The sequence below is a fragment of the Acetobacterium carbinolicum genome (genome assembly GCF_047456275.1).
GTDB lineage: Bacteria > Bacillota > Clostridia > Eubacteriales > Eubacteriaceae > Acetobacterium > Acetobacterium carbinolicum.
The window spans coordinates 3100572-3124288 of record NZ_CP173357.1; the positions used below are offsets into that span (position 1 = coordinate 3100572).

General features: G+C 46.0%; 17 protein-coding genes and 1 riboswitch. All 17 genes read right to left on the minus strand.

Translation table 11 applies throughout. From position 1 onward, the window contains the following. Positions 1-128 precede the first annotated feature (128 nt). Positions 129-1136, minus strand: a complete 1008-nt coding sequence (locus ACIZ62_RS14510) for an ATP-binding protein (RefSeq protein ID WP_414150465.1) — start codon at positions 1134-1136, stop codon at positions 129-131. Continuing rightward, positions 1123-2124: an ATP-binding protein gene (locus ACIZ62_RS14515; protein WP_111889804.1), complete on the minus strand. Its 1002-nt coding sequence runs from the start codon at positions 2122-2124 to the stop codon at positions 1123-1125. The genes ACIZ62_RS14510 and ACIZ62_RS14515 overlap by 14 nt, the downstream gene beginning before the upstream one ends. Before the next feature lie 128 nt (positions 2125-2252). Next, positions 2253-2987 carry an ABC transporter permease gene (locus ACIZ62_RS14520; RefSeq protein ID WP_111889241.1) on the minus strand — a complete coding sequence of 245 codons (735 nt, stop codon included), beginning with the start codon at positions 2985-2987 and terminating at the stop codon, positions 2253-2255. Next, on the minus strand, positions 2987-3826 hold the full coding sequence (locus ACIZ62_RS14525) for an ABC transporter ATP-binding protein (protein ID WP_111889240.1): 840 nt from the start codon (positions 3824-3826) through the stop codon (positions 2987-2989). Before ACIZ62_RS14525 ends, ACIZ62_RS14520 begins: the two co-directional genes overlap by 1 nt. Positions 3827-3936: 110 nt before the next feature. After that, complete coding sequence (gene cobN, locus ACIZ62_RS14530) at positions 3937-7758, minus strand: cobaltochelatase subunit CobN (RefSeq protein ID WP_414150466.1); 3822 nt, start codon at positions 7756-7758, stop codon at positions 3937-3939. Continuing rightward, positions 7746-8882: an adenosylcobinamide amidohydrolase gene (locus ACIZ62_RS14535; protein WP_414150467.1), complete on the minus strand. Its 1137-nt coding sequence runs from the start codon at positions 8880-8882 to the stop codon at positions 7746-7748. The genes cobN (ACIZ62_RS14530) and ACIZ62_RS14535 overlap by 13 nt, the downstream gene beginning before the upstream one ends. A 36-nt stretch (positions 8883-8918) precedes the next feature. Beyond that, positions 8919-9950, minus strand: a complete 1032-nt coding sequence (locus ACIZ62_RS14540) for an ATP-binding protein (protein WP_111889237.1) — start codon at positions 9948-9950, stop codon at positions 8919-8921. A gap of 35 nt (positions 9951-9985) precedes the next feature. Further along, a complete protein-coding gene (locus tag ACIZ62_RS14545; RefSeq protein WP_242988526.1) occupies positions 9986-11935 on the minus strand; it encodes a VWA domain-containing protein in 1950 nt (649 codons plus the stop codon). A 12-nt stretch (positions 11936-11947) separates the two neighbouring features. Continuing rightward, on the minus strand, positions 11948-15697 hold the full coding sequence (gene cobN, locus ACIZ62_RS14550) for a cobaltochelatase subunit CobN (protein WP_414150468.1): 3750 nt from the start codon (positions 15695-15697) through the stop codon (positions 11948-11950). Positions 15698-15706: 9 nt separating this feature from the next. Then, a complete protein-coding gene (locus ACIZ62_RS14555; protein WP_111889235.1) occupies positions 15707-16879 on the minus strand; it encodes an ABC transporter substrate-binding protein in 1173 nt (390 codons plus the stop codon). Continuing rightward, positions 16863-18020, minus strand: a complete 1158-nt coding sequence (locus ACIZ62_RS14560; RefSeq protein WP_414150469.1) for an adenosylcobinamide amidohydrolase — start codon at positions 18018-18020, stop codon at positions 16863-16865. Before ACIZ62_RS14560 ends, ACIZ62_RS14555 begins: the two co-directional genes overlap by 17 nt. Position 18021: 1 nt before the next feature. After that, positions 18022-19233 carry an ABC transporter ATP-binding protein gene (locus ACIZ62_RS14565; protein WP_111889233.1) on the minus strand — a complete coding sequence of 404 codons (1212 nt, stop codon included), beginning with the start codon at positions 19231-19233 and terminating at the stop codon, positions 18022-18024. Then, on the minus strand, positions 19230-20264 hold the full coding sequence (locus ACIZ62_RS14570) for a FecCD family ABC transporter permease (RefSeq protein ID WP_414150470.1): 1035 nt from the start codon (positions 20262-20264) through the stop codon (positions 19230-19232). Before ACIZ62_RS14570 ends, ACIZ62_RS14565 begins: the two co-directional genes overlap by 4 nt. A gap of 279 nt (positions 20265-20543) precedes the next feature. Beyond that, positions 20544-20742, minus strand: a riboswitch (cobalamin riboswitch). Positions 20743-20770: 28 nt separating this feature from the next. Then, complete coding sequence (locus ACIZ62_RS14575) at positions 20771-21112, minus strand: energy-coupling factor ABC transporter substrate-binding protein (RefSeq protein ID WP_111889231.1); 342 nt, start codon at positions 21110-21112, stop codon at positions 20771-20773. Then, on the minus strand, positions 21112-21876 hold the full coding sequence (locus tag ACIZ62_RS14580) for an energy-coupling factor ABC transporter permease (protein ID WP_111889230.1): 765 nt from the start codon (positions 21874-21876) through the stop codon (positions 21112-21114). The genes ACIZ62_RS14575 and ACIZ62_RS14580 overlap by 1 nt, the downstream gene beginning before the upstream one ends. Before the next feature lie 143 nt (positions 21877-22019). After that, positions 22020-22856, minus strand: a complete 837-nt coding sequence (locus ACIZ62_RS14585; protein WP_111889802.1) for an energy-coupling factor ABC transporter ATP-binding protein — start codon at positions 22854-22856, stop codon at positions 22020-22022. A 21-nt stretch (positions 22857-22877) separates the two neighbouring features. Then, positions 22878-23696 (minus strand): cobalt ECF transporter T component CbiQ, encoded by an 819-nt coding sequence (gene cbiQ, locus ACIZ62_RS14590; protein ID WP_414151865.1) that lies wholly within the window; start codon positions 23694-23696, stop codon positions 22878-22880. Positions 23697-23717: the final 21 nt, after the last annotated feature.

Below are 23717 nucleotides of genomic sequence, written 5' to 3' on the forward strand. Positions count from 1 at the left end.
TTGTCATCATTGTCTTTATCATTATCATCAGGCGCTTCTGAGGCCTCCGGCTCGGATTGATCGGTGCTGTCATCCTCAGCATCGTTTTGATCTTTTTCCGGGCTTTCTTGTTTTTTTTCTTCTGGTTGTTACTCCGGCGCTTCATCATTTTGATCATCCGGTTCCTGGGGATCATTGGGCTTTTCCCGTTTGCGATGGGGCAGAACGAGCTGTGCAGCTTCCTTGATATCATCGATATTAATATTCTGACGTCCTGCCAGAGCAGCCAGAGCTTTGGCCGTTTCAATCATCATCAGCTCCGCCCGATTACCGGCACAATAGGCCTCGTTAACAATATCAGCAGTCAGCTTTAACACCGTTTCCGATATTTTTACCGCCTCCAGATTCTTTCTGGCTTCAAGTATTTGGTTTTTTAAAATCTCGGTGTCCTCTTCCCAGGCTTTAACAAAGCCAGCCGGATGGTGTTCAAAAGCCAGACGCCGTTTGACAATCTCTTTTCGCTCAACCGGATTCTTCGACCCCTCCACCGCCACATAGAGTCCAAACCGATCCAGAAACTGGGACCGTAAAAAGCCTTCTTCGGGATTCATTGTCCCGATCAGTACAAACCGGGCGGGATGTTCAAAAGAAATACCTTCCCGCTCAATATGATTCACCCCGGATGCGGCCACCTCTAAAATACTGTTAACGATGTGCTCACTGAGAAGATTGACCTCGTCGATGTACAAGATGTTCTTGTGGGCCTTTTTTAAGATCCCGCTGCCAAACGTTCGCTTACCCTGAGAAATGGTTTTTTCAATGTCGATGCTGCCAATCACCCGGTCTTCGGTGGCATTTAAGGGTAAGTCCACCACCTCCATATTCGGGGCAATCTGGCCGAGATTACGGACCAGGGTGGACTTGGCGGTGCCCTTTTCCCCCGATAGCAGCACCCCGCCGATTTGCGGATTAATCAGATTGAGGATCAGCGCTTTTTTCACCCTTTCCTGTCCCATGACGGCGACAAAAGGAAAGCGATAAGCAGGCCGATCCTGGTGTCCGATCTGCTTCAGGTTTTTTTTATTCATCGGGCATTCCTCCACAACTGGCCGGCTTCTCCCGGGATCGCTGTCCCGCAACGAATTATACGACAGCATCGCGAGCACTCCCGACGGCACTAATGATTTGCTCAACCTGATCAAAATTGTAAATGCCTTCTTCAAACGGCGTACGACGCAGGCGATGGGGCAAGACCAGCTCCGCGGCTTCTTGCATATCGGCTGGAGCAACCTCCGTCTGACCTTTAAAGGCGGCAATGGTCATGGCGGTTTTGATCATCGCAATATCGGCCCGATGACCATCCACCTCCAATTCGATACTGATTTTTACCGCTATCTCTAGCATCTGATCACTATAGCTGACCTTTTCGAGCAGCTTTTTCGCCATAAGAATGCGATCCCGTAGCTCCTGCTGGTCGGTCGTAAACTGTTTGGCAAAGGCTTCCTTATCCTTTTCATAGGCCAGTCTGTTTTTAATGACATCAATCCGTTTTTCAGGATTACGTTCACCAATCACATCCACCACCATCCCAAACCGATCTAACAGCTGGGGTCTTAAATCCCCCTCTTCGGGGTTCATGGTGCCGACCAGGATAAACCGTGAGGGATGAAAAAAAGAAACCCCTTCCCGCTCAATGGTGTTCACGCCCATTGCAGCAGAATCCAGCAGCACATCGACGATGTGATCATCCAATAGATTTACCTCATCGACATAAAGAATGTTCCGGTTGGCCTGAGCCAGAATTCCCGGTTCAAATTTCTTTTCGCCTTTTTTGATGGCGTGTTCAATATCCAGGGTGCCCACCACCCGGTCTTCGGTAGCACTGACTGGTAGATCCACCACCTTCATCCGTCCAAAAACCTCCACAAAGGTTTCCTGGTTTTGATATTTGTTAAGACAATCACTGCACATATTGGCCGGTTCCCGGGGATCACAGCTAAAGGGGCAGCCTTCCACCTGACTACGGGACGGCAATAAATCCGCCAGTGCCCGAACCGCAGTAGATTTGGCCGTTCCCTTTTCCCCTCTAATTAATACCCCACCCAAAAGGGGATTGATGATATTGAGAACCAAAGCCTTTTTCATCGTTTCCTGACCCACAATTCCGGTAAATGGATAGATAATAGTTTTATTTTTCACGTTGTATCCTCTTTTGTTTTAATTTTAATTCATAATTTTAATTTATCTCAATAAGCTCAGCTTACTCTACTGTATTACTCAACGGTTTTGCAATGTCGTGCCCCCAGAACAAACAGGACCACCAGATAGGCGACCAGAATTCCGGCATGGAGCGCCATTTGCTGAGATGATTCTCCGGTCGTCCGTAAGGCAATATTGGTATGGGTTAAGGGCAGCAGGTAAATAATCCATTTTAATACTTCTGGCATCTTGTCAATGGAAAAAAAGGTTCCACATAAAAACGACATCGGTGTAATCACAAAGCTGGTAAATTTGGCCATATCTGAATGGGAATTAACCAGCAGTCCGATTAAAAAGCCCAGCGCGGAAAAAACAAAACAGTTTAATAGGGCAATCAAAATAAAATAAGGTGTAATCACTAGATCATTGGTGAAAATCGATACCATGATAATAATCAGGGTAGCCGAATAAATACCATAGAATGCCCCTGCGATGATTTTTCCCAATGCATAGACGGTCATATTTATCGGTGAGATCATATAATCTTCAAAGGTCTTGTAGAAAATTCTAGAAATATTAATGGTATTGGCGGTGTTGTTAAAACTGGTCATCATCGTGCTCATCCCAATAATCCCCGGGATAATATAGGCCATATAAGAAACCCCACCGATCTCAACCCCACTGCCTAGTCCCCAGCCAAAAGCGACCAGATAAAGTATCGGTGAAATGAGAAAACTGATGCTGGTAGCTACAAATTTTCGCTTGAAAACAGCAAATTCCTGCCAGAGAATACCGTATAATCCACTCATTATAATTCCACCCTTCTGTTTGTGAATTTTAAGAAGACATCCTCAAGGTTTGAGGGACGGATCCGGATATCACCTTCTAGCGAACCGGCATATTCGTTGGCTTTTTCTCTTGTCGGAAAGAACTCTTCATGGGTTTCTCCGTCAGCAAAATATTCCACCGTTACCTTGCCAACCTCTTCGATTAGATTAACCGGAGTGTCCAGTCTCAGCAGTTTTCCCTTATCAATCAGTCCAACCCGATCACAGAGGATCTCCGCCTCTTCGATATAGTGGGTGGTTAGCAGCACCGTTAAGCCCTTGGATTTCAGCCGTTTTAACAAATCCCACATTTTCCGACGGGCGGCGGCATCTAGCCCCACCGTTGGTTCATCTAAAAGCAAGAGCTCCGGCTCGTGAAGCAGGGCTCTGGCGATCATCAGCTTGCGCTTCATCCCGCCGGAAAAATTCTTGGTGAGATCATCTTTTCGTTCTGTGAGTTCCGTAAACGCAAGCATTTCAACAATTTTTTGTCGTCGTTTTTCTTTTGGCATCTTATACAGCATCCCGTGCACTTCCAGATTCTCCCAGGCCGACATTTCATTTTCCAGATTATTCTGCTGCGGGACAACTCCAATCTTTGCTTTGATCGAAATCAGGTTCCGATCAATACTTTCTCCACCAATGACAATATCTCCACTTGTTTTTGGTGTCAGGGTACTGATCATTCTCACGGTTGTTGTTTTTCCAGCGCCATTGGGGCCCAACAGGCCAAAGAACTCCCCATCCGCAATGGTGAGATTAAGCGCATCAACCGCTGTTAGACTTTTATATTTTTTTGTCAAATCAATTATTTCAAGCATTTGTTTCCCTTCCTCTTAAACCTTTTAATTCTCCAATAATTGCGAAACTATCCGCAACATTCACGGCACTTTCGCAATTCCAAACCGACATTTTTTGTTACCCTGCAGTCTTATTCGCTATAGTTTTCCAGATCCCCCTCAATGTCCATATAAATTTCCCGGAGTTTTTCGAGACTTTCTGCTTTCGCCTCCCACATCCCTCGCTGGGCGGCCTCGAGCAGGCGCTCGGTCATATTCTGAATGGCCCAGGGATTAACGCTCTTGATCCACTCCCGGCGCTCATTGTTAAACAGAAAATTCTCCGAAATCTTTTCATACATCCAGTCTTCAACACTATCTGCAGTAGCATCCCAGCCAAAGACAAAGTCCACCATTCCCGAAATCTCCTGAGCACCCTTGTAACCATGCTCTTTCATCCCGTCAAACCACTTGGGGTTCAGAATCCGCGAGCGCATAATTTTAGCCGTTTGTTCTTTGACATTGTTTAGCGAAACCCGGGCTGGATCACTGCTATCCCCACAATAGGACTGGGGTTTATGACCCGAGGCGGTGCGGACCGCGGCAATCAGGCCGCCATGATAATTATAAAAATCATCGCTTTCTAACATATCAATTTCCATGGAAGATTCGTTTTTTATGGTAATCTGCGCCTTCGACAATCGTCGGGCAAAAACCTCGGTAACCCGTTTACCATGAACCTTTTTACCATAGGCGTGGCCACCCCAAAAAGTATAGATCTTGCCCAGATCGGTAAAATCTTCCCAATTCTTGCTGTTAATTAATTGGGTCACCCCAGCCCCGTAGGTTCCCGGTGGATCGCTGAAGATCCGCATCCCGGCTTCTTCCTGAGCAGTTTCAATACTGGCACCGTTTTGAATCAGCTCCCTGACCTCATTTTGAAAATTTCGTTTGATGAAGTTTTCTTCATCGCTTTCATCCAAACTGGCAACCAGGTTAACCGCTTCCTCCACCGATTCAATCAGATTGGGAAAGGTATCCCGAAACAGTCCGGAAATACGTAGGGTCACATCCACCCGGGGCCGTCCCAGTTCGGAAATGGGAATGACTTCCAGTCCAATAACCCGGTCTGAATTTTCCAGCCACTTGGGCTTAACCCCCAACAGATAATAGACTTCAGCAATATCATCACCAGAGGTTTTCATGGTTTCTCCGGCATAGACCACAATCACCATCGTTTCCGGATAACACTGCTCGTCTTCTAAATAGCGGTCGATCATTTTTTGGCCCAGCTGTTTGCCAACCTCCCAGGCGGCCCGGGTCGGCACCGCCGCCGGATCAATGGCATAGAAATTGCGACCGGTTGGCAATATGCTGACTCTGCCCCGGGTGGGCGCTCCCGATCCCCCGGGCGGCACAAACTCGCCATTAACCCCCTTAACCAGATGGGTCATTTCATCGGTGGTGGCGGAAAGTTTTGGCATCAGGGTACTGTTCATAAATTCGAAAACCGTCTTTAAATCAACCAGATCCGTCGGATTAACAGCTTTAAAATGACTTTTGATGTGGTCACTAATGGTGTCTGGTTCAGTCTTATTTTGCAGGTAATCTCTGACTACTTCCCGACTTAAGGCTTCAATCTCATTAAATTTCATCAAGTTAGTGACCCCTTCGGCATCCCGATGCTGGGGGTTATCTTTCAAAAATTCGTAATCCATCCCCATCGCTTTGGCAGTTACCTGGGTTAATGACGGGATCTTGCCATTTGATAACCGCAGCAGGGCACAAACCAGCTGATAAAGCCGTTCCGATTCCGGCACCTGTCCAAAAATATGGAGTCCATCTTTAATTAAGGTATTCTTAATGCCTTCCACCCAGGTATGGAGTTTTTCTACAAAGGCTGGAAACTCTGCTTCCATCTCTTCCTGGCTGATATCCAGGTCGGTGAGGTAATTTTGTTCAATCACAATGGTTTGGATGTTTTGCTGGACAAAGGAAGTTTTCCCCTGGTCGGTGCTAACCGCCCGGTAATATTGTTTGATCAGGTCATCCAGCTCTTCCATCTCGTCATAGCTGCCACTCTGCGCCATCGAAGGAATCAGATGATCCAGAAGAACCGCATAAGAACGCCGCTTGGCCTGGATGCCTTCACCTTCGACGGTAATGCTGTAAGGATACAGATTGGGCAGGTTGGAAATGGCAATATCGGGATAACAGGCTGCCGACAAGCCAATTTCTTTGCCCGGCAACCACTCGAGCGTGCCATGGGTTCCCACATGAATCACTACATCGGCCTTAAAGCCATTTTTTAGCCATTTATAATAGGCAATATACGGATGGGGCGGTACAATATCAGTGCTGTGATAAACCTCTTCAGCTTTGTCCTCATAGCCCCGGGCTGGCTGGAGCCCAATGAAAATGTTGCCATTAAGAATTCCCGGCACCGGCATCTGATCCTTAAAGACCATGTTTTCCCCGGGCGGATCGCCCCAATCCCGGATCATCTCTTCCTGGACCTTACTTTCCAGCGCCTTAAACCAGGGCTGGTAGTCACTCTTATCAATCACCGCGACACTGCGTTTAAGGGCTTGTTCAGCCGATAAAAAGCGGGTGTCAAGGCTGACGGCGTCGATAATTTTTTGGATGATCTCATCGCCGCTATCAAAATCGTATTTGGTTGTAATCCCATCGGCCGCCAAGGCCTTAACCATATCAAAAACACTTTGGGGTGAATCCAGACCAAAGGCACAGCCGATCATATCATTTCGAGGCGGCATATTATGAAAGAGGATCGCTACCTTCTTGTCGGCATTCTCCTTTTGTCGTAGCTTTGCCCAATTGAGTGCCAGTTCGCAGATATTGACGACCCGATCCGCTATCGGTCGGTTAATGGTCTTATCGCCGATTTCATCTTTTACAAAAACCGAATAGGCAATCGTAAAGCTCATAATCTGACCGTCAAACTCCGGATAATAAACACTTCCGGGAAAAGACATGGCATCGATTCCGCACAAATTATCACACCAGTTTTCATAGCTCTGGAAGGTGGTCAGGGCCTTAATCACCGGTACATCGATGGCCTGATAAATGCTCTTTTCCACCGTTTTGGTACCATCCCCGGGATCTGAAAGGATACTTTGCGAATGGCTCATGGTGTTAATGATCACATCGACATTTGCGATTCCGGCGGTGGTGAAAATATGATCAACGACCCACTGAAAGCCTAAGCAGCCAATGGCGGGGTTAGGTGCTGAGGACGAATAAACCGCCAGCGGATGGGCTCCCTGTTTTCTGACTTCTGCAATCAGGGCATCAATGTGTTCTAAATTGTTCTCCTGCACCAATTTGCTGTACATTAAAATACCGACCACTGGTTTTTGGCTTGCCCGGGCTTCTTTAAGGGCGGTTTCAATGCTTTGTTCTTTACTTGATTTTTTGCTTGCTTCTGCGTTTAGTTTCTGGCCTGGGCAATAAATACCTTCCCAGCTGGAATGACGGGGCTCGCTGTATGCGATGTTAAGCGAGCCATAATAGGCCCCCAGGTATTTAATCAGGTTAAGGCAGTTTTCGGTGCTGGTGTCCAGAGCATATTTCTGAATCTCCCCATGTTCCCATGGTGAAATACCAGATTTTTTTAAAGCAATGACGTTTTCTTCATCACAGCCGGACCAGATAAAAAAGCGTTTCTTATTTTCAAATCGCTCCATCAGCGGCGCGAAGCTCTTAAATTGAGTGAGTCCGGCATGAATAAAAATCAGAATAAAATCAGCTCTTTCCAGTTCTGCCATGGCCGCGTCAAATGCTTCTTTGGAATCATCCAGCTTGTTGCTGGTAAGAAAGCTGACAGCAATTTTTGTTTCATCTTTAGTTACCGTTTCATTATTGGAAGATCCTTCACTTTTAAAAAGCCTGACAGCTTCCTTAAGATTGTAGGTGTGATCCATCGGTGAATGAATAAATGTTATCCGATACATATTTGCGCCTCCAGTAAACCAACTAAACAATCGGTCATCTTCTGGGTCATGGCTTCAATGAATCCATCTTTTGTGACACCTTGCCAGTCAGTGCCATTAAACCCTGCCAACTGGGGATTCATCCGTTTTAATATCTGCTTGGCTTCAGAAACTGTTTGTTCCATGTTGATCAGATCCCAATCGAATTGGTCCAGAAGATGAACGTAGAGGGAGGTAAGAACCACCAGTTCTGGTTCCTTATCCAGCTTTTCCAGCAGGCAAACAAATTCCGGCTTGGCTAAGTCATTCCCTGTTTTAAACTGATCCCAGATCGTATCCAATTTAATACCAAATCGCTGCATCCGTCTTAAAATGCTGAATTGCTGCTCGGGGCTAGCGCCCGTCTGTAAAAAAAGTGCTTCTTTTACGGCTGGTTTAACCGCTAATCCGATCAATTCCCCCAGTTTACTGTGTTTGCCGGCAAACTGATAATAGTTCGGGGATTCCCCGTTAGCGATCAAGATGGTGCCATCAGTTCCCGACCCGGTGGCCAATCCCCGAGAATACATGCTCCCCAGCAGCAGCTCCTGAATCGCTGCTGTTTTGGCCTCAGTGCAGGTGACCAACGCCCGGGTCAAAGTTTCCGGCGGCATGTTGCCATCGATGTAGAGGATAATATTAATCGTCCCCTCTTTGATTTCATGGAGCTTCCCATTAACCTCATACCAGGTGGTGGGATCGCCGACCCGACCACCATTGACCTCAATGCCTCCGGTTACGATGACGGTCACACTTAAGTTTTTATAGGCGACGGTTTTAATCGCCACATTTTCCATCGATGCAGCGGTCGTGATGCCTGCGGTATAATCGGCATCCAGGCCCAGTTCTTCGGTAATGATCTTCATGTGCTCCTGGTAGGTTTCCGCCCGGAGTTTACAGGCCATGCCAGCACCCTGGGTGGCGTCGTAATTAAAGACGGATTTAAGTTCTTCAGAATATCCGCCATTTAGGTGGGCTGTTGATAAAACCTTCACTTTTCTTTCAAAACAAATTACAATACTTTTCTGATAGCGGTGAACCGCTTCTCCTGTTGGTAACCGATGTATACGCATACTCTGATTCTCCCTCACTGAATTAATATTCATTCTCTACTCCTCTCTACCCCCTTTAATTGGTTCATCTCAGCCTATTAATGAATCAACAATTTCTTCAATGCTATCGGTATTAAACTGAGAATCATCAAAGGGGCGCTTCCGCATCCGATGGGGCAGAACAAAGATGGCCGCTTCTTTAATATCCTGGCTGGTCACCGATTCATTGCCATGATAGGCGGCGATCGTCATCGCTGTTTTCATCATCACGATATCAGCCCGATGACCATCGACTCCCAACGACATGGAAATTCTGGCGATGGTTTCAAGCAGCTGGTCATCAAAGCGGACATTTGGCAAAAACACCGCGGCATTTTGAATCCGCTCAACCTGTTCATTTTGATTGACTTTATACAGCTCATGAAAGGCGTCATTGTTTTCTTCAAAATCCAGACGTCGCTTAATAACATCTACTCTTTGGCTAATCTCCCCTTCACCGACAACATCAACAACCAGGCCAAAGCGATCCAGCAATTGCGGCCGTAAATCACCTTCCTCGGGATTCATCGTCCCCACTAGGGTGAATTTCGCCGGATGGGTATAAGAGATTCCCTCCCGTTCAATGGTGTTGACTCCCATAGCCGCTGAATCCAATAGAATATCAACCACATGGTCATCCAGCAAATTGACCTCATCAACGTAAAGAATATTACGGTTAGCCTGGGCAAGAATCCCCGGTTCAAAGCGTTTTTCACCGTGTTTAATAGCATGTTCAATGTCCAGCGTTCCCACGACCCGGTCTTCGGTGGCACTGACCGGAAGATCAATAACCTTCATCTTGGCTTTGACGATCGTGCTATCATGGTTTTTTATCTTTTCACGACAGCTCTGACAAGCTTGATCCAGATTGACTGGGTCACAGGAGAATTTGCAGCCTTCAGCCTGATCACGCTCCGGCAAAAGATCGGCCAGGGCCCGGACCGCGGTGGATTTAGCGGTTCCTTTTTCACCTCGGATTAAAACCCCACCCAAGGATGGGTTAATCACATTGAGAATCAGGGCCAGTTTCATTTTTTCCTGACCCACGATAGCAGTAAAGGGATATATTTTCTTATTATTCATTTATTATTCCTTTTCTTGTACTCGACATTTGCTGATTATAAGGAAAGCGAAACCGCAGTGACCAGACTCATGGCTTTCAGCTCATCAATCTGATAGCGGTCAGCATCCATTTGTTTCGCTAGTTTTTCAGCCAACTTTAGTTTTACAAAACGCTCATCGGTATCGATGACAATGGTTTTTATCTTTTCGACCCGAATCTTTCCAGCGGCTTTCATGGCTTCTTCAAAAGGATCACCCCGGTCGCTGTAGGTGGCCCGGCCATCCGAAATCAGGACGATTACCGGCAGCATATCCGCGTCTTTATATTTTCCGGCCTTCACCACCTCGTAAGCCATATTCAACCCTGCTGCCAGAGGTGTTCTTCCCCCAGTAGGCAGCGTTACCAGTTTCTTTTCGGCTAACTCAACACTTCTGGTCACACCCAGAGCCAATTCGGCGGCATCATGTTTGAAAACAATCATCCCGACCTTATCCCGCTTCTGATAGGCATCGTTGAGCATCGCCACAATGGCACCCTTGACAGCCTTCATCCGTTTATTGGCCCCCATGGAACCACTGGCATCAACGACAAAAATAATCGTATTTCCAGTTCGTTTTTCCCGAATCTTCACCCGGATATCGGATTTTTTAATGGCAATTGCCATCCCATCCTTTTCCCGGTCTTTCTGATAGGGTGCAGCGGTCCGAAGCGTGGCGTCCAAGGCTATGTCCCGGATTTCACCATTTATCGGAGAGCGGTTCCGCACATACCGTCCCTGAAGCGACGTGGTTACCATCAGGCTCCGTTTTCCACTGCCTTTGGAGATCGTCGCTTTTTCACTGTCTGAAATCCAGCGGGCAATCTGAAAAACAGATTCCGGTGCATCCAGATTTTCTGTTTCGCCCTGATAGAAATCATCCTCCGGATCACTCTGATCGGTCGTCTCATTCTCCGGCTCTGCTGATTCTGGCTGCTCTTGCGGTGGCTGTTCCTGATGTTCTTCCGATGATTCCGAATTTTCTGAGGAAGGGTTTTCGGGATGATCCGCTACTTCCGGTTCCGATTGAGATTGATCAGGCGCCTGCTGGTCCTGCTCTTCCGATTCTTCTGGCGTCTCAGGCGCTGTCGGCGGCGTAGCCTCCGGCACACTGTCTGCTTCCCGGACACGATGGGGCAGCGCATATTTAGCAGCTTCTTTGATATCTGAAATATTCAGTACCTTTCGTCCATCCTGGGCGGCTATGGCCCGAGCGGTTTCAATAATCACCAGCTCGGCCCGATGTCCAGCACAATTGGCTTCCTTGACCATCGATGCCGCCAGATTCATGGCATTTTCTGAAACGACAATAGCATCGATTTGATCCCAGGCGCCTTCAATCTGGTTGGATAAGGTTTTCATTTCTAAATGCCATTTCTTTTCGTAGTCGGCCGGGTTTTGTTCAAATTCAATCCGTCTGCGAATAATTTCTGCTCGAATCCGGATATCCGTTTCCCCTTCTACCTCGACATATAAGCCAAAGCGATCCAGAAATTGGGGGCGTAATCCCCCTTCTTCCGGATTCATACTACCAACCAGCATAAATTTTGCATCATGCCGATAGGACAGTCCTTCACGTTCAATAATGTTTTCTCCGGAAGAGGCTGCTTCCAACAGTGATTTGACCAGATGATCACTTAACAGATTGACTTCATCGACATATAGCAGATTACCATCCGCCTTTTTCAAGATTCCCGGTTCAAATTTTCTTTCCCCATATTTAATCGCATGCTCAAAATCGATATTTCCCAGCAGGCAGTCCTCAGTAGTGTTGAGTGGCAGTTCCACCAGCGCCGTTTCCTTTGTCAGTCGACAGACTCCTCGAACCAAGGTTGATTTAGCGGTTCCTTTTTCACCACTGATCAAAACCCCGCCGATCTTTGGATTAATGATATTCCAGATTAAAGCATTCTTTATTTCCGTCTGTCCAACAACCGCTACAAAGGGAAATACGGTATTTTTCATCATTTTTCGCTCCTCTTAACCAAGTGACTCCAGGCTTCCTTCCATTTCCAGGCATAGCTTTTCCAGTTTTTCGACACTTTCCTTTGAGGCATGCCACATTCCCCGCTGATTAGCCTCTAATAATCGTTCAGCCACATTCTGGAGAGCCCAGGGATTAACTTCCCGCATCCAGTCGGTGGTTTCTTTATCGAAGGCGTAACGGTTGGCAATGGCATCATACATCCAGTCGTCAATGACGTTAGTAGTGGCATCCCAGCCAAAGGTAATATCCACCATCGCCGAAATTTGTTTGGCCCCCCGATAACCGTGATTTTTCAAGCCCTCAATCCATTTGGGATTGTTGACCCGGGTTCGCATCACCCGGGAGGCTTCTTCATGGAGGCTCAGGGTTTCGATATGATCGGTGTCCGAAGTGCTGGGCACGTAGGCCGGCTTCTGGGAACCGCTATGGGTCGTAATCGCTGCAACCATGCCGCCAAAATAATTATAAAAATCGTCGCTGTCAAGCATGTCCACTTCCCGGGTCGATTCATTCTTCACCGCCACATTGATCTTGCTAAAACGCCGGGTAAAGACCTCTGGCATTTTTTCACCATGGACATCCTTCCCATAGGCATGACAGCCCCAGGTGGTGTAGACGGTCCCCAGATCGGTGACGTCATTCCATTTCTGACTTTCGACGACATTTTTGGTACCGGCACCATAGGCTCCCGGTGGATCACCAAACACCCGCAGCAATGACTGGCGTTCGGCCTGTTCCAGGGAAATACCCTGGCTAACCAGTTCAGCTACCTCTTCTTTTACATGCTTGCGGATATAGTTCATCTCATCGGGCTCATCCAGTGCAGCGACCAGATTCACTGCATCTTCCACCCGTTCGATCAGATTGGGAAAGGCATCCCGGAAAAGCCCGGTGATCCGTAGTGTCACATCGATTCTGGGTCGTCCCAACTCTTCCAGTGGGATCGCTTCAACCCCAATCACCCGGTCAGTGTTCCCCAACCAGACGGGTCGGGTACCCAACAGATAAAAGGTTTCGGAAATATCATCCCCATAGGTCCGCATCGATTCAGTGGCATAGACCAGCATCGAGACGCTCTCCGGATATTTACCTTCATCCTTCTGATATCGCTCCATCAGCTGATCTCCCAATACCTGGCCGATTTCCCAGGAAGGTCGGGATGGCATCGCACCAGGATCGACAGAATAGAAATTTCTACCCGTGGGCAGAATTCCAGCATTTCCTCGAGTCGGTGCCCCGGAGGGTCCCGGCGGGATAAACTTCCCATGGATTCCATTGATAAAGTGATCCAGCTCGTCGGTAATCCGCATCACCCGTGGCAACACAAAGCGACAGACATAATCCAGAGTTTCCTGCAATCGTCTGGTGGGGTTTTTATCACTACACTCAAACAGTTTGATAATTTGTGCAACAGCCTCGGGTTCATAATTTTGCTTTTCCAATTCCAGAAAAATATCACGACCAATTTCATCGGCCTCTGCTAATAGAATCCCATAGGATTTTCCATCACTGGTCGCTTTATCCGGTTCAGCCAGTAAGGCTTCATGATCCAGACCCAGTAAATCACAGACCCCATCCCGCAGCGAGGGGATGGTGCCATTACGGTTTCTGACCAGCATTTTCAGCATGTTCCTGAATTTATCACCTTTCGGAACCATCCCAAAAATGTGAAAGCCGTCATAAATATCACAGGCCTGAACGTTGGTAACCCAGGAGTGAAATTCATGGATACAGCCATCAATATCCGTTTCCATTTGTTGGGCGGTAATGCCAATATCGTCATGCAGATTCATCCTGATGGCCAATTCCTTGATTTCCTGCTGAATAATTGGCAGCTTTTTAGGATCTGCACTCTGAATATGATAGTACTGTTTCATCAACTCATCCATCTCAGCGAGTTCATCGTAAACTCCGGCTTCAAACATTGATGGCACCATATAATCCAAAAGGGTGGCGTAGGTTCGTCGCTTGGCCTGGGTGCCTTCACCGGGAGCATTAATAATATAAGAATAGAGATGGGGAATGGTACCAATGCAGATATCGCTATAACAATTTTTGGACAGCCCCACTTCTTTGCCGGGCAACCATTCGATGGTGCCATGGGTACCGACATGAATAATTACATCGGCTTCAAAAATTTTTTCAACCCAATTGTAAACCCCAATGTACTGATGGGGACAGGGGATATCGGTGCTGTGGTACATTTCTTCAGCCTTATCTTCAAAGGCTCGGGGGGGCTGCAGTCCGATAAAAACATTACCATTGAGAATCCCGGGAACGAGCAACTGATTCTCCACCGCCATAAAATCGCCTACCGGTTCGTCCCAATATTTGACCAGATTTTCCTGGATTCGGGGAATAAACTGATCAAACCACTTTTGATACTGTTCTTTCTTAACTGTGTCAATACTTTTTTTAAGCATCGCTTCCGGCGAAGACCAGCGACCGTCATTCGTCAATCCACTGGTAATACGGTCAATAATTTCTTTCCCATCCTCAAAATGATAGGCGGTAAAGATTCCACTCTCCTCCAGCGCATTCATCATCTCATAAACCGAAACTGGCGTATCCAGTCCGGCGGCGCCGCCGATGTTATCATTTCGGGGCGGATTATTATGAAGGATGATGGCCACCTTCTTTTTGGCATTATCTTTATGCCGTAATCTGGCCCAATTATGCGCTAGCGTAACAATCCGGTTAACCCGTTCAGCAATCGGTTTGGAAACCCGTTTCGAACCAAGGGGAGTGTCTTCATTTTCGGTGGTGGCAAAAGGATAGGCAATCACCTGACCGTCAAACTCTGGCTGAAACACACAAAAGCTAAGTGAAAGGGGGTCCAGACCCCGCACCGATTCATCCCACTCCGCCAATGATTGCAGGGTGGTCATGGATTGCAAAACCGGTACTTTGAATAATTCGAAAATGCTGGTATCTTTGGGCTTTGAGCCATCCCCCGGATCGGAAAGAATCGTCAGACTAAACGCTGTGGTATTGATGATGGCATCGACAATCACCTGACCATCCTGAATCATACAGCGTTCCAGCACATTGCGGATCCCTTCACAGCCCAGATCCAGATCCGGCAGCATATCGGAATAAATACATAGGGGATTGACACCCTGATTTCTAATCTCACGAATCAGGGCATCGATATGAGCCAGATTATCCTTCTGAACCAGCAATACGTTGATGATAATACCAATGGTAAATTGACCATTGCTGCGAAGCTCAGTTAAATAAGCGGTCTCATCGGAGCTATCGCGATCTGGATCATAGATCCCACTCCATTTTGGCAGCACCGGTGGATCAAGGGGATATTCTCCACCGGCAAACTGATTGCCGATCCACTTGATCAGGTTTTTAAAATTTTTTACGCTGGTCGACTTGAAATATTTATAAATCGTCTTGAAGTCCTCCGGCATAATGCTGCAATCCGGAAAAACCTCACCGACCTCTTCTTCTATAGTAGTGTTAATAAAAAAAGGTTTCTGCTTATTAAACTGATTAAAATAAGCATAAAAAGGTTTGAAAAAGGATAATGAACCATGAATGTTCATAAAAATGAAATCAGCTTTTTCTGTTACCTCAACACATTGGGCATAGACTTCACTATTTTCTAGCTCCGTTGTATTAAACAACGCCACCCTAAACTTACCGGGATAGTGTTTATCTAAATTGACCAGAGCCTCCCTGAAAGTCAGGAAAGGCTCCATACTGGTCATAATAATGACTAAATTTAACATTTTTTCACCTTATTTGGCGACGGCAGGCATTTGTCTGAAATGACTGAATTCCGCATCCGGATAGAGGTCAGAGTGGAAAATGGCCGCCAGCTCCAGATATTTTTCATCAATGGTATGATAAGTCGACCAAAAACTATCGGTAATCTGCCATACGTTGCCACTGCTGTAAATCGGAAGATCCGCCGCTACCGGCACCTGATCGGTGATCGATTTAATATCCGGCCCATATTTTGGCATCCCGGAGTTAATATAATAATCAGCCTTTGAAACCCGGCTGTAGAACTCTTCCGGGGTTATAACGATAACCCCATCTTTGCCAACCCCAATGTCATCAAAAAGGTATTCACCGCCAGCATCACGAACCATTTGCGCCGCTTTTGATCCGGCATTCTGAACATAAATTTTCCCAGAAGAGACAATGGCCCAGGCAACCTTTGGTTTTTCTTCATTTTCTACCTTGGCTTTCATTTCGTCAATACGAACCATCGCTTCATCATAGTATTCAGCGGCTTCTTTTTCCAGATTATAAAAAGCAGAGTAGTATTTAAGCCATTCCATGGTGCCCCGATAATCGGTTTCGGTACTTGATGAATCATAGAGATAAGGAATGTTATTCTGGGATAGCATCTCCATCAGCTTCTGCTGTTCACTACCCATGCCAGTTATAGTAAAAACAATCTTCGGCTTCAGGGATTGGATCACCTCATAATCATAACTGCTGCTGGTGGCAGAATTAGAGCCAATATCTTTGATTTTACCTTCTAGCATGCGATTTTTCATCGCATCGAAATCCCACTCTTCGGCTTTTAAACGCACCCCAACAATGCTGTCAAACAGCGTTTCGTCATCAAAGGCTCGTAAAAAGCCAACCTGGGTGGTACTGGTATAAACTGACTGATCAATCGGAATGGTAATCGATGGTAGATCCTTGTATTCCTCTGGAGCTTCCTGACCTTTTTGCAGCAGTAACATTTGTTTTCCTTCACCATCGGTGACTATCTTATTATTATTATCAAGATATTCGATGTTAAAATTTTTGGCATACTGCAATTTGATGGTATTGCCATCCTCGCTTTTATAGCTCTTGTCAGCAGACTGACACCCTGTTAATCCTACTAACCCTGATACTACCATTACCGCAGTGACCGCAATCACCGCTAACTGTTTAAACTGTCTTTTCATTACTCTTCTTTTCTCCTTCTGAGTTTGTTTTTATTTCATTTACCATGACCATTTCTGAAAGGGTCGTCACAAAAGAATTTACCATTTTTTGAATCACCGCTTCAGCGGACTCATGTTGTTTTGTTGATAAGTCAAGATTAATTGATTGATCTTTGGCAATCTGCTTAAGAATTATTACCCCGCCATTGATAGCTTCCGATCCAGACAACAACCCCCAGCCCAGCTGATCCATCAGATGAACATAGAGGGAAGTCATGGTTACCAGCTCATCCTCCTGATCCAACCGATGGAGACGATCGATCCATTTGGGAAAATCGCGTTGACCTTTATGACTGAGTTCATTGAATTTTTTAAAAAAGGTTCCCTCGGTAACGCCATAGCGTTTCATTCGCGCAAATAACCGATGCTGGGTAACCGGGTTTAAGGCCATATGCTGATTGAGGGATTCTTTGACAGTATCCCGCACCAACCGACCAATCAGTTCTCCCAGCTTGCCATGCTTTCCAGCATAGGTCAGTCGGTTAGTCGACTCGCTATCGCAAATAATCATCAGGTTATCCGTTCCTGATCCGGTGGCGATACCGGTTGAGTAAAGGCTGCTGGCCATCAATTCCTGACAAGCGGCTGTTTTGGCCTCGGTTGCTGTCACCATGGCTCGGGCCATACAGCCTTGTGTCATATTGCCACTGACAAAGACCATACTATTAATGGTTCCCGGTCTTAAATTAATATACTCGCCGTTTTTTTCATAGCTGGTAGCTTTCTCACCAATCCGCCCGCCATTGACTTCCAGACTAGCGGTGGTAATAGCCGTCACGGTCAGGATGTCATAGGTTTCGCTTTTAATGGCCGCACTTTCCATGGACACAATTGTAGCCATCCGTGCTACCGTGTCCGGAGCCAACCCCAACTCCTCCCGGATAAAGGACTGCATTTTTTCCTGCTGACCGGGTTCCATGTGTTCGCACAACCGACCCGGCCCGGGGTTGACATCCTGATTAAATATCGCCGTTAGATTTTCCTGATAACCACCATGCTCCATGGCGGTACTGATAACCTTTCGTGGTCCCGAAAAAGGCACCACCAGACACCGATGATAGCGATGAATAGGATCTCCGGTAGCTGTTACCCCCAACATCATCTCAGCACCCACTTCCTGTTTGTGGCGGGATGATCTGCAAAATCTCGGCCGGATTTTTACAGCATTTTATTTTTTCGGCCCAATCACCAAACCGTCCTTTTAATTCGCTTTGATCAGTTAAGCTAAAAACTACTTTTCCCATTTTGATGGCATCAATGATTAAATCCAGATTATGCTCATTCGTTTTTCCCACCGGAAAGCCGGTGTCAATAACATAGTGCATTTTTGCCATTTTAGCTGCTGCATCTTCGTAATGTTTTTCGGTAATCCGACTAAACGAGTCTTCTTCAACAACATCGCAATTGAGGGCCTTTGCCACATGCAAGTCAATGTCATTGCTATGCAGTACCCCGCAGCACATGCCAAAACCAGCTCGGGATACGGCCCGATAAACGCCGGTTCCAGTGCCATTTCCGCCGGTAATAAACACTTCCGGTAATACCGGTGAACAAAATTCGAGGCACCCTAACAACTCATTATAATTAGCCCCTTCAATTGAGTAAAGACTCTGAATTGTACCAGTTTTGATAATCTCTTCTGGCGTTCCCTGAGCTTTAACCTTACCCTTTTCAATCAGTAAAATCTTCTGACAGCCTTTAATAGCAATATCAATGTCATGGAGGGATAGCACCACGGTGATGCCTTTTTCCAGACAGAGTTTTCTTAAAATACTGATGACTTCCACCTTGTGCCGAACATCCAGATGACTGGTAGGTTCATCCAGAACAATCAGCTCGGGTTCCTGAACCAACGCCCGGGCAATCATGACCTTTTGTTTTTCACCATCGCTAAGTTCGAAATAATAGCGGTTTTTCAGATATCCAGCATCAACCAGATCAAGCGCCTCATTAACAATCTTTTCGTCTTCTGCTGATAGTCTTCCCATAAAATTGGTATGGGGATATCGACCCATTGAAGCAATTTCAAAAACAGTCAACAGTCCCAACGAGACCTGTTCAGTCAGCACGATCGCCATTTTTTTAGCCAGTTCTGCTTTTTTGATGGTCGCTATATCCCTTCCATTAATTTCAACTCGCCCATTTACCGGTGGTTGCAATCCCGTTAAGGTCCGCAAAATCGTAGATTTTCCAGACCCATTGGGACCCAACAAACAGATCAGTTCTCCTTTTTGGGCACAAATATCCACTTGTTCAACAACTACCTTTTTATCATAACCAACATTCAGATTTTCAGTGAAGATTACTGGTTTCATAGCTCATTTCCTTTCGTTTTATGGACGAGTAAGTAAACAACAATCGGCGCACCGATTAAGGCCGTAATAACCCCCAAGGGCAGTTCAATGGGGGAAAGAATCATCCGTGCAATAAGATCACAAACCCCGGTCATCAAGGCCCCAGCGAAAATGACCCCCGGTATCAGAATGCGATTATCTGACGTCCCTAGAGTGATTCGCACCATATGGGGAACGGCCAGGCCGACAAAGGAAATTGGCCCAGCAAAGGCGGTGATCGTTGCCGTCAAGACACTGGCAATCAGAATCACAATCACCCGGAATTTTTTCATGCTGAGCCCCATGGAAATCGCATAATTCTCACCAAAGAGCATGGCATTTAATGGTTTACTCAAAACAAAAGCCAGAATAATCATCGGTAAACCGATGCCATATAAAAACTGGACCTGTGGCCAGGAGAATCCCGAAAAACTGCCCATCGACCACATCACAAAGCCATGCAGCTGTTCTTTGTCGGCAAAAGCGGTCAGGATACTGGTAAAGGCATTGCAAATAAACCCGGCCATCATCCCGATGATTAAAAGGGTTGTGATGTTCTTTACTTTTTGAGCGGCAAAAACCACCACCACCATCACCAGCATGGCACCCAGAAAAGCACCGGCAAACAAACCCATCGGGGGCAGGGACTTCAATCCGAATGAGAATCCACCTAATAGTACCAGCCCCACGAACAAGGTTGCCCCGGATGAGACCCCTAAAATATAAGACTCGACGATTGGATTTTTAAAAAATATCTGCAGCAACAAACCGGAAAGTGCCAGACAGGCTCCCCCCATGATCGTAGCCAGGGTTCTGGGTAGGCGAATATTCATAATAATCGGGCCATAGGTATCATCTGCCACTGCTTTTCCCGACAAAATAGATAGAATATCCGGAATACTGATATTGATGGACCCCACACTGATGCTGTATAGCGAAATCACCACAATGGCCCCAAGAATCAAGACCAGGATGCTGATTTGTCGTGCTTTTCTGTTTTTTATACTTTCCATTACCACCTCTGATTCATAATTTTCGTTGCTTTTTTCTTCATTATGAAACCTCCATTTATATTTCTAAATTAATACTATCGATGCTAACCAATATTTTCGCAATTTCCCCTGCTAGCTCGCAATATTAATTGCTCTGACAGTTTTGCTTTGTCCTTTAATCAGAAATGTTGATCTGACTATTTTGTAATTTTCCCAAGTATAAAAAAAGGCTCATTATCTCAAATTGAGACAATGAGCCCGTAAAACGGTACGCAAATAAAACCTTTTTTCTGTCTCTCGCAGAGTTTTGCATAAACAGGCAGGTCTTCTGGCTCAAGCGTCAACATACCCTCCTACCTTCCCATATTTCTACAGTGGCATTCCTGGAGGAACTCTTCTTTTACAGCGGCGGGACCGCGGAGGATTTTCACCTCTCTTCCCTTTTAATCGGCCTGCAATACAATGGATTGCAACCGACACCTGTTTTTAATTATTCAATTTTTAAACTTAGTCCTTTTAAACCCGTCTTATTTCTTAGCTTTTTTTGAGTCTGTTTTTTTTGGCTCGTCTTCTTTTTTCTTTCGCTCCACAAATCGCCCCATTAAGAAGGCAATAATCCCGACCCCGATTCCGGTTTGAAGACAGAAAAACAAACTTTCCACTTCACCGGGTATTTCACCGTTTATCGCCGTTTCAAAAATTGGGGTAAACCAGGGTTCATACTCTGTTCCGGTAATCTCAGACACAACCCCACTGCCCGCATCATCAGAGCCCCCAAACTCGGCATCCTGCAAGATAAACAGGGGGACCAGAGCAATGATTACTGCCAACACTAAAAGACCAATGACTGTTTTTTTTGTCGCTGTCATTATTTTACACCTCCGGTAAGATATCCCAGATCATTAAGTTCTGGTTGTGCATAGGTTTCCAGCCCGATTATAATAACCACGGTTAAAATTCCTTCGATGATAGCCAAGGGAACCTGAGTCGGTGCAAAGACGGCTAAAAATTTAACCATCGAAGCGGCAACGCCACCACTTTCGGAAGGATAGGCCATCGCCAACTGGAATGCGGTAACACAATAGGTAAACAAATCGCCAATTGCCGCTGCCAGAAAAACACCGACATGCTTATTAATTTTTATTTTTTTACAAAGTATAAAAATTCCGAAGGTTACAAAGGGGCCGGCAATCGCCATTGAAAAGGTATTCGCGCCCAGAGTCGTCAGCCCACCATGTGCCAGCAAAATAGCTTGAAACAATAGGACAATGACGCCTAAAATACTGACTGCCGCTGGTCCAAACAGAATCGCGCCCAGCCCGGTCCCGGTCATATGAGAACAACTGCCGGTTACGGATGGAATTTTTAAAGATGATAACACAAAAACATAGGCTCCAGCCATAGCCAGTAAGGTGATGGTTTTAGGATTTTCTTTGAGTGTTTTTTTTATCGACATGTAACCCTTAATTAAAAATGGAATACAGATCACGCCCCAGGCCACACTAAAACCGACTGGCAGGTAACCTTCCATAATGTGCATCGCACTGGCCACCGGGGTAAACCCAAATACCAGGGCGATCGCAGCCGCAGCCGCAATAAATCGCTTCTCTCTTGTTGTTAAACTTGTGTTCATAGTTCCTCCTCTAGTTTTTATCTATATATTATAAGGGTTTGCGAAAATTCTTGAGCGCTCAATTTTGAACTCTCACAAAGCCAACTTAACTTAAAATCGATTGCGCAATTACTGCTATCGTAACCATCTACCTAAATGACTCTTTACCGAATATTTTTTTGTAATAAAACTTTAAGCGCCTGGGGAGTGGTTGGATAGTTGCTTTCGTCCTTTATCATTTTGTTTTCAACCAGCATCTCATAAACATCGAGCATGGCTGGCCGTTTCAGATTTGCCTGCTCCAGGATTCTCGCGTTTTTAAAAATCTCCAATGGCGTTCCATCAGCAATAATTTTTCCCTGATCAAAAACTATCGCCCGCTCTGCCCAACGATAGGCAAAATCCACATCGTGCGTGGAGATCAGCATCGTTTTGCCTTCTTCTCCGAGCTTTAGTAGCACCTCTTCTAACATCTGGGCATTGAGGGGATCCAGGGCCGCGGTTGGTTCATCAAAGATAATGACCTCTGATTTCATCGCGATAATATCAGCAATCGTCACCCGCTTTTTTTCGCCGCCACTTAAATAATGAGGCGGACGATCTTTAAAATCGAGGATGTTCATGTAGGTTAGGGCCTCATCGACCCGGCTGATTACCTCTTCTCGAGGCAGTTTTAAATTCATCGGGCCAAAACCAACCTCGGCCATGACGGTGGAGGCAATGATCTGATTGTCGGCGTCCTGAAAAACAATCCCGATATTCTTGCGCAAATCTTTTATATTCTTTTTATTAATAATTGTGCCCTGATAGCTGATTTCGCCGTGATCGGCTTTAAGTACCCCATTGGCATTAAGAAAAAAGGTCGACTTACCAGACCCGTTCGATCCGATCACCGCAATCTTTTCGCCCTTAAAAATATTCACACTGACCCCATCCAGCGCCGGGTTTCCGTTTCCATAACTGTAATAAAGCTCGCTGACCTTTAGTATTGGTTCACTCATAATTAATGCCATCAATCCTTTCTAGTGCGTAAAAATCCCAAGCAGAATCAGAAAAATCATGAAGGCAGCCCCAATTATCAGGTGACTCACCTGAAGCTTCTTTTCTTCTTCCAGAAAAACCAAATCGCCGTCATAGCCTCTGGCTTCCATGGCGGTATAATAAGCATTGGCCTTTTTAAGTGAAACCACCAGCATATTGCTGGCGACACTGCCAAAGGTATAGCAGGCAGTCTTAAAATCACTATAGCCCTGGCGGGAATCGGCAGAATTTCGTATGTTATTAAAAACATCCAGCATAATAAAAATATACCGATAAATCAGGTTCATTAGCTCAATAATCAGCTTGGGCACATGGGCCTTTCGGAGCACCCCGATGATTTCTGAAGAAGGTGTGGACAAGGTCATCATAATCATGGCGCTAATGGCACCAAAGACTTTCAGCATCAGAAAGGCCATTTCCTGGAGCTTGGCAACTGAGGTAAAGAGATAGCCAAAACCAAGAAAAAGATTAAACTGCCCGATCGGCTGGCTTGAAAAATCAACCCCAATGGCAATGGTTCCCAGAAGAATAAAGGTAATCGGTATCATCAGTACCGAAATATACGCTCCCAGCGGCAGTCCGCCTTTTAACACCGTCAAATAGGCCATGCTGGCGATTACGGCCAGAGACACAAAGGGATTATTTAGCCCAATGCAAAGAAGCAGGGTGGTAAAGGAAAAAACCACTTTAAAGGTCGGGTTCCACTGTCTTATTTTTGAGGCATAGGCATAAAAATCAATGGCCGATCCTTCGCCATGTTTATGTCCAATTTGATGATGGTGTCGCTTCTGATGATGCATTGTTTCATGCTCCGGTTTTTC